This is a genomic window from Methylobacterium sp. Leaf118 (assembly GCF_920984675.1).
Lineage (GTDB): Bacteria > Pseudomonadota > Alphaproteobacteria > Rhizobiales > Beijerinckiaceae > Methylobacterium.
This window is the reverse complement of the sequence record NZ_CAKLBV010000035.1, coordinates 41,064-47,754: the sequence shown is the minus strand read 5'-3', so window position 1 is coordinate 47,754 and position 6,691 is coordinate 41,064. Positions and strand designations below refer to the sequence as shown.

4 protein-coding genes and 1 pseudogene are annotated in these 6,691 nt (G+C 74.7%); 2 read left to right on the top strand and 3 right to left on the bottom strand.

Features of this window, described 5'->3' with window-relative positions; translation table 11 throughout:
- Positions 1–369, top strand: a pseudogene (locus LW587_RS15245) (hypothetical protein); the annotation flags it as partial.
- Positions 366–1,367: a cellulose biosynthesis protein BcsN gene (gene bcsN, locus LW587_RS15240; RefSeq protein ID WP_232630440.1), complete on the top strand. Its 1,002-nt coding sequence runs from the start codon at positions 366–368 to the stop codon at positions 1,365–1,367. The pseudogene LW587_RS15245 and the gene bcsN, both read left to right, overlap by 4 nt.
- Before the next feature lie 118 nt (positions 1,368–1,485).
- On the opposite strand, the gene LW587_RS15235 is transcribed toward bcsN, so the two are convergent.
- The 3 genes from LW587_RS15235 to LW587_RS15225 form a co-directional block, all read right to left on the bottom strand.
- Entirely contained in the window at positions 1,486–3,102 is a 1,617-nt protein-coding gene (locus tag LW587_RS15235) for a gamma-glutamyltransferase family protein (RefSeq protein WP_232630439.1), read from the bottom strand.
- 167 nt (positions 3,103–3,269) lie between these two features.
- Positions 3,270–4,163, bottom strand: a complete 894-nt coding sequence (locus LW587_RS15230; RefSeq protein ID WP_232630438.1) for a polysaccharide deacetylase family protein — start codon at positions 4,161–4,163, stop codon at positions 3,270–3,272.
- Positions 4,164–4,205: 42 nt separating this feature from the next.
- Entirely contained in the window at positions 4,206–6,689 is a 2,484-nt protein-coding gene (locus tag LW587_RS15225; protein WP_232630437.1) for a branched-chain amino acid ABC transporter ATP-binding protein/permease, read from the bottom strand.
- Positions 6,690–6,691: the final 2 nt, after the last annotated feature.

Here is a 6,691-nt window from a genome sequence, read left to right as displayed (position 1 = left end):
GGCGCCGAGAACCCGCTGCGGCTCGGGGAGGGGAGCGCCGGCCCGGCCCGGCCCCGAGAGGGCGAGTTCCTGCGGGACACCCGCGCCGCGCCGCCGCTGATCGCCCGCCGCGTCATCGGGGTCGGGCCGATGCCCTACGAGCGCGACGGCTTCGCGCTGCTGCCGGCCTGGAACGGCACCGACCGGGCGAGCCTCCAGGCCGGCCCGCCGACGCCCGCGATCGGCACCCTCGCGCAAGCCGAGACCGGCACACTGGTCCCGAACGGGGCGCCGCGGCCGGCGCCGTTCCGGGACGGGGAGCGGTTCGGCCCCTTCGATACGGCCGGCACGGGCCGCGGCGAACCGCGCATGGCAGGACAGGATCGATGATCGGATCGCCGCTCTCCCTCGAACGGCCGCACCGCGGCACCGGCCGGACGCCGGTTCGCATCGGCGTCCTGCTCGGCCTCACCCTGCTCGGCGCCTGCCAGAGCGCGACGGCGCGCCGGACGGCGCCGCGGTTCGAGACGGCCTTCAGCGCCCTCGGATCGACCGGCAACCGGCCCCTCGTCTCCCTGCCGAACAGCGGCCCCGTCACCGCCGTCACGGAGACGCAGTCGAGCGCCGGCCTCCGGCAGCGCATCGTTCACGGCGCCACCCGCGGCCGGATCGATCTGACGATCGCGTCGGGCCGGGTCTGGGACGATCCGGCGATGGAGCGGCCGAGCCGGGCCGGGATCGCCGCCGAACTGGCGAGCCTCGAGGGCGGCGGGGCCTACCGGATCCTGCACCGGCCGGTGCACAACGCCTACGGCCCCCTGGGCGTGGCCGTGAACGAGCGCTGCGCCTATGCGTGGCAATGGATCGACGGGCTCGATCGCGTCGAACTGGGGCGCGGCGCCCTGCGCGGGCCGGTCGCGGCCTCGATCCGGGTGCAGCATTGCCGGCGACAGTCGACAACGGCCGAGGCCCTCCTGGCCGACCTCACCCGGATGCGCCTCGGCCCCGTCCAGGATGTGGGCGCGGGGATCCAGCGCCGACGCGTCGCGAGCCCGAAGATCCAGGCGCCGGAGCCGGAGGCGGTCGAGGTCGCCACGGCCGTCGCCCCAACCGTCGTCCCGGCTCCCCCCGTGCGGACGAGCCCGACCGTGGCGGTGAACGGCAGCCGGACCCTCGTGACGCTGCCGCAGGCCTCGGCGGCGCCGCAATATCTGGCGCCGGCCGCGCCCGCCGCGGCGGAACCGGCGATCCCGACGGTGCCGCGCCCCGCGACCACCGGCGGCGGAACGGATCGCCCGCGCTTCCTGACCGACGCGCTGCCCGCATCGCCCGCCGCCCCCGCCGCGGCGCGCGCCAGCAACGGATCCCGCCCCCCGCAAGGGTGGTGAGGGGAGAGGCTCCCCCGTCCGGGCGAGCCCGGGCCGACGGGCCGCATGGGCTGGGCAGCATGGACCGTTCAGGGCAAGACGCGATCGGCCGCGGAGCCGGTCCCGCGTCCCCTGGGCGTCAGAGACCGAGGGCGAGGCCGTCGCTGCGCGGATCGTGCGCACCGACGAAGCCGCCATCCTCCTCGATGCGGATGGCCCCCGGATGGCCGGCGAGCGGGCTCTGCGCGGGGATGGGGCTGATCGCGTGCCCCCGCGCCTTGAGTTCGTCGAACACCGCCTGCCCCGCATCGAGTTCGAGCTTCAGGCTGTCGCGGCTGTCGGAGAAGGTCTTTCCGAGCAGGAATCGGGGCCGGGCGAGCGCCGTGAGCGGGTCGAAGCGGTAATCGATCAGGCGCGTCAGCACCGCCGCCAGGGTCTGCGGCTGCCCGTCCGCCCCTTGCGTTCCGTAGAGCAGGCGCGGGCGGCCATCCGTGAGATACATCCCGGGATTGAGGGTGTGGAACGGCCGCTTGCCGGGGCGAAGGGCGTTGATGCTGCCGGCCTGGGCGCTGAACGCCGCGCCGCGATTGTGCCAGAGGATGCCGGTATCGCCCGCGACGACGCCGCTCCCCCAATCGAAGTAGATCGTCTGCAGCAGGCTGACACAATTGCCGTCCCGGTCGGCCGCCCCGACGAAGACGGTGTCGCCGGTCTGGAAGACGTGCGGCCAGGGCGCGGCCTGGCGCGGATCGATGCGGCGGGCCTGCGCATCGAGGTGGGAGGCCGACAGCAGCCGCTCGACCGGGACATCGACGAAATCGGGATCGGCGATGAAGCGGTTGCGGTCGATGAAGGCCCGCTTCACCGCCTCGACGAGGAGGTGGTAATAGTCGGCGCTGCCCTCGGGGACGGAGGCGAGGTCGAATCGGTCGAGCACGCCCATGATCGCGAGGGTGGTGAGGCCCTGGGTCGGCGGGCGCAGGCTGAGGAGCTCCCCGCCCCGGTAGGGCACCCGCAGGGCGCTCTCGTTCCGGGCCCGGCAGCGGGCGAGGTCGTCCGCGGTCAGGGGCGACCCCGCCTTCGCCAGGCCCCGCGCGATCCGCTGGGCGAGGTCGCCCTCGTAGAAGTCGCGGCCGCCCGTCTCCGCAAGCGCCGTGAGGGTGCGGGCGAGGTCGGGCTGGCGAAAGGTCTCCCCGACATCCGGGATGCGGCCGTCGGCGGTGAAGGCGCGCACGACATCGGGCCAGGTGCCGATCTCCTTGGCGCGGAAATTCGCCCAGAAGCGCTGCGACGGCGTCAGGGGGAAGCCGTCCGACGCGCAGGCGATGGCGCGCTGGAACAGGCTCTTCCACGATTGCCGCCCGCCCCAAGCCCGCTGGCTGAAGGTGAAGGCCTGCTCCCAGGTATCGACGGCCGCCGCCGCCGTGATCGCCGATCCGGGGCCACGCACGGGAATGGGCCGGCCGTCATCCGGCAGGCTCGCGGCCGCCTGGCCGATGCCGGACAACGTAAAGCTGGCGCCGTTGCGGTCGCTGACGATCATGAAGGCGTCGCCGCCCAGGCCGCAGAAATGCGGATAGGTCACGCAGAGGGTGGCGTTGATGGCGATCGCCGCCTCGATGGCGTTGCCGCCCGCCCGCAGGACCTCCCGCCCGGCCTCGCTCGCGAGCTCGTGCGGGCTCGTCACCATGCCCTGGCGGGACCGGGCGAGGGCGCCGCGGGGGCTGCCCGCTTCGGCGAAGGGTCGGCTCGGCATGGTCGAAGCCCCCAGGGCAGCCGCGGAGGTCAGGAGGAGCGCGCGCCGCGTGGCGGTCGGCGCGGCGGGGTGAGGGTGTTGGCGACGATCCATCGGGGCACCCCGGGGCTTCCGTTCAGGTGGGGCGAGCGAGGATCGCCCGGGGATGTGAGGCCGGCCGGGTGCCGCTAGGCCGCCAACCCGGCGGCGTGCGCCGCGATCGCGCCGGCCGTGGTGATCCAGACCGTGTCCCGGTGACCGGCGATCCGTTCGAGCGCCTGCCGCAGGGGCCGCAGCCGGTGCGGCTGGCCGACGATGTAGGGATGCAGGGCGATGCCCATGACCAGCGGCGCGTGGCGCGCCTGTTCGCGCATCTCCTCGAAGGCGTCGGTGATGGCCTCGGCGAAGGCCCGGCCCGTCTCCTTGCGGGCGACGATCGCCGGGATGTCGTTCAGCTCCTGCGGATAGGGCACCGAGAGGATGCGTCCGCCGTCGCGCGTCGCGAACCAGGTCGGCTGGTCGTCGTGGCACCAGTCGAGCAGGTAGCGATAGCCCGCCTCCGCCAGCAGATCCGGGGTGACCGGCGATTGCGAGATCCAGGGTCCGAGCCAGCCGGCCGGGGCCCGGCCTTCCTCGCGCGTCAGCACCGCGGTCGCCTCGGCGATCAGCGCCCGCTCCTCCGCCTCCGGGAGCGTGCCCTGCCGCTCGGCATTGCTGCGCCCATGCCCGACGATCTCGTCGCCGCGGGCGCGAAAGGCCTCGATCAGGCCCGGGCAGTCCCGGTAGATCCGGCTGTTGACGAGGATGCTCGCCGGCAGGCCCAACGCGTCGAGCATGTCGCGGATGCGCCACGCGCCGACCCGGTTGCCCCAGTCGCGCCAGGCGAAGTTCAGCACGTCCGGCTGCGGCCCGCCCGGTGCCAGTTCGGCGCCGAGGCCGTCGCCGAACCGGAAGGTTTCGAGGTTGAGGGCGAGATAGACGGCGAGGCGTTTCCCCCCCGGCCAGTCGTAGACCGGCCGGTCCGGCAGGGCGGAATAGGCGTAGCGGCCATGGCCGGAGGCGTTCGGCTCCGATGTCGTCACGGGGATGGTCTCGCTCCTGTCGTTGCGGGGACGCGCATGGCCTCACGCGGCGCCGAGATAGGCCGCCTCGAGCGCCGCATCCGCCTTGAGCTCCGCCGCGGTGCCCGAGGCGGCGACGCGGCCCTGTTCGAGGACGTAGCCCCGGTCCGCCACGGTCAGCGCGAGCGCGGCCATCTGATCGACGATCAGGATCGTCGTGCCGGCATCGCGCAGCTCGGCGACCGTGGCGTAGAGGCTGTTGATGATGGCCGGCGCGAGCCCGAGGGAGGGCTCGTCGAGCAGGAGGATGCGCGGGCGCGCCATCAACCCGCGGGCGATCGCGAGCATCTGCTGCTCCCCGCCCGAGAGCAGGCCGGCGCGGCTGCCCGCCCGCTCGCGCAGGCGCGGGAAGCGGTCGAGCAGAGCCTCGACCTCCGCCGGATCGACCCGGCCGCCGCGGCTCCAGGCGCCGAGGCGGATGTTCTCGACCACGGTGAGTTCGGGAAAGACCTGCCGGCCTTCGGGCACCAGCGCGAGGCCGAGGCGCGCGATCCGGTGGGCGGGCAGCGCCGCGATCGCGCCGTCGGCCAGCACCACCGACCCCTCGACCGGGCGCAGCAGCCCGGACAGCGCCCGCATCGCCGTCGACTTGCCGGCCCCGTTCGCGCCGAGCAGCGCCACGGTCTCGCCGGGCCGCACCGCGAGGGCAATGCCGTCGAGGACGGGCGCGGCGCCGTAGCCCGCCCGCAGATCGTGGGCCGCCAGCACCGGTTCGGGCCGACCGCTCCAGGGCGCGGCCCGCGGCCGGGCCGGGGTCTCGGCGGCCCCGAGATAGGCCCGCAGGACAGCGGGGTCCCGGCGGACCTCCGCGGGCGTGCCATGGGCGATCGGGCGGCCCGCATCCATGACGAGGATGCGGTCGGACACGCCCATCACCAGGGGCATGTCGTGCTCCACGAGGATCACGGCGATGCCGCAGGCCGCGATCCGGCGCAGCAACCCGCCGAGGCGGTCGGTTTCGGCCCGGGCGAGGCCGGCGGCCGGCTCGTCGAGGAGCAGCACCTGCGGCGCCCCGGCGAGCGCGCGGGCGATCTCCACCAGCCGCCGGTCGACATGCGGCAGTTCGGCGGCCGGGCGGTCGAGGGCGCCGGCATAGCCGACGAAGGCCAGCAGGGCCGCCGCCTCCTGCCGGTCCTGCGGCTGCGCCCGGCGCAGCAGGCGCCCGGGGGCACGGGCGAGGACGACGTTCTCGACGACGCTGAGGGAGCCGAACAGCCGGGTCGTCTGATAGGTGCGGGCGAGGCCGGCGCGGGCGATCGCATGGGCCGGCCGGCCGGCGAGGTCGCGCCCCCCGAGGCGGATCGTGCCGGCGCTCGGCCGGTAGAAGCCCGAGATCATGTTGAGGACGGTGGTCTTGCCGGCGCCGTTCGGCCCGATGACGCTGGTGATGGCGCCGGGCAAAGCCTCGAAGGCGACCCCGTCCGCCGCCCGGATCCCGCCGAAGGCGATGCCGAGCCCCTCGACGGCGAGCGGCTCGCCCTCGGCGCGGTGCAGGAAGTCGGGCGCGCTCGCATGCGCCTCCGGGCGCGCCTCGCCGCCCCGCGGCAGCAGGCGGGCCAGGCTGCCGACGATGCCCGCCGGCACGAGCCAGAGCACCACCAGGGTCGTCAGGCCGAAGAACAGCAGCCGGTACTCGGCCAGCCCCGCCAGGGCCTCGGGCAGGAGCACCGTCACCAGCGCGCCGAACAGGGGCCCGAGCACGGTGCCGGCCCCGCCGACCACCACCGAGAGGACGAACAGGATCGACTGCGTGAACGGGAACGAACTCGGCGCGATGAACAGCATCAGCGGCGGCAGCACCGCGCCCGCGAGCCCGGTCAGCGCCGCCGAGATCGCGAAGGCGGCGGTCTTCACCCGGACCGGATCGAAGCCCATCGAGGCGGCGGCCACATCCGCGTCGCGCACCGCGCGCAAGGCCTGCCCGAGACGGGCATGGCGGAGCCGGTGGAAGCCGTAGAGGCTGAGGCCCGCCCCGAGCACCGCGAGCCATGCGAGATCGCGCTCGCCGAGGGGGACGCCGAACAGGCTCGGGCCGGTCGCGACGACGAGGCCGTTCTGGCCGCCGGTCAGCTCCCCGCCCTCGATCAGCGCGTGCTCCACGAGGAAGCCGAAGGCGATCGTCACCATGGCGAGGTAGGGCCCGCGCACCCGCATCGACGGCACGGCGAGCGCCGCGCCGACCAGGGCGGAGAGGCCGGCCGCGGCGGGAAGCGCCAGCCAGAAGCTCACGCCGTTCAGCGTCAGGATCGCGCTCGCATAGGCGCCCAGCGCGTAGAAGCCCGCATGGCCGAAGGAGATCAGGCCGGCCAGCCCGAGCAGGACGTTGAGGCCGGTGCCGGCGAGCACGGTCAGGGCCACCAGGGCGATGACGAAATGGCTGTAGCCGCTCGTCGCTGCGACGAGGCCGAGCCCCGCCAGCGTCAGGGCCAGGATGACGAGCGGCATGACGAGCGGCATGACGGCCGGCCCTCCGAGAGGCGCGCGCATGA